Consider the following 1,215-nt stretch of genomic DNA (forward strand, 5'->3'; position numbering starts at 1 on the left):
CGCCGCCGACCGCTCCATGCCCGAGAGCGAACGCGCCCGCGCGGTGCGCCTGATCGGTGACGTGCCATCGACCTCGCCGAGCTGCTCGGCGCCGGCGTCGCGGCCCTGGGCCTGCCCGCGGCCGACCCGATCGTGGGGCTGCTCATCACGGTCGCCATCGCGTTCGTGCTCAAGGACGCCGCCCGGGAGGTCCTTCGGCGCCTGATGGACGCCGTCGACCCCGCCGTCGTCGACCGGGCCGAGGCGGCACTGCGCGCCGTACGGGGCGTCGAGGACGTCGCCGAACTGCGCACCCGCTGGATCGGCCACCGGCTCCGCGCGGAGGCCACCGTCGTCCTGGACGGATCACTCACCCTGCGCGCCGCCCACCACATCGCCGTCGAGGCCGAACACGCCCTCCTGCACGCCGTGCCCCGCCTGACCGCCGCCCTCATCCACGCCGACCCCGCCCGTACGGGCGCCGAGGACCCCCACGCCGCCCTCGCCCACCACCGCCCCTAGAACGGAGACGGCCGCACACCGGGTCGGAGGGCGGCGCTGCGGCCTGAGATCTCTTCCCTTGAGCCCCACTCAATCGAAGGTCGATGAGCAGCGGGGACCGGGACGGCCGCGGGTGCCTGCGACGCCATCGTCGGGCACGGGCCCCTTCCTGTACGTTTGTACTAGTACATCCGTACACGAGGAGGGGCTCCCATGCCGTACCTGTTCCTGGGCCTGGCCATCACGGCCGAGGTGCTGGGCACCAGCCTGCTCAAGGCCACCGAGGGCTTCTCGCGCCTGTGGCCCTCCGTGGCGTGCCTGGTCGCCTACGCCGGGTCCTTCCTCGCCCTGTCGGCGGCGCTCGCGCGGGGCCTGCAGGTCGGTGTCGGGTACGCCGTGTGGTCCGGGCTGGGCATCACGCTGATCGTCGTGATCGGCGCGCTGTTCCTGAACGAACCGCTCAGCGTCACCAAGGTCCTCGGCGTGGTGCTGGTGATCGCCGGTGTCGTGGTGCTCAACCTGGGCGGCGCGCATTGACCGGCCGCCGTGACCCCGAGGGGCGGCGCCGGGCCATCGTCGACGCCGCGTGCGCGCTGATCCCCGAGGTCGGCGTCGGCGGCCTGACCCACCGTGCGGTCGCCGCCCGCGCCGGCGTGCAGCTGGGGTCGACGACGTATCACTTCGCGACCCTGGACGACCTGAGCCGGGCCGCCCTGGCCCACGCCGCCCGGTCCG

3 protein-coding genes are annotated in these 1,215 nt (G+C 74.0%); all 3 read left to right on the forward strand.

What is annotated here, in order from left to right; all coding sequences use genetic code 11:
* Positions 1-132 precede the first annotated feature (132 nt).
* On the forward strand, positions 133-501 hold the full coding sequence (locus tag ACFFNX_RS50450; RefSeq protein ID WP_378213620.1) for a cation diffusion facilitator family transporter: 369 nt from the start codon (positions 133-135) through the stop codon (positions 499-501).
* Between the two features lie 192 nt (positions 502-693).
* Positions 694-1,017 carry a DMT family transporter gene (locus ACFFNX_RS50455; RefSeq protein ID WP_378213621.1) on the forward strand — a complete coding sequence of 108 codons (324 nt, stop codon included), beginning with the start codon at positions 694-696 and terminating at the stop codon, positions 1,015-1,017.
* Positions 1,014-1,215, forward strand: a 202-nt coding sequence (locus tag ACFFNX_RS50460; RefSeq protein ID WP_378213622.1) for a TetR/AcrR family transcriptional regulator, incomplete at its 3' end; no start/stop codon positions are given. The genes ACFFNX_RS50455 and ACFFNX_RS50460, both read left to right, overlap by 4 nt.

Origin of the sequence: Actinoallomurus acaciae (assembly GCF_042429965.1) — a bacterium.
GTDB lineage: Bacteria > Actinomycetota > Actinomycetes > Streptosporangiales > Streptosporangiaceae > Actinoallomurus > Actinoallomurus acaciae.

Coding starts and splice junctions, on each gene's coding strand:
- ACFFNX_RS50455 (WP_378213621.1), top strand. CDS start 694: ATGCCGTACCTGTTCCTGGGCCTGGCCATCACGGCCGAGGTGCTGGGC.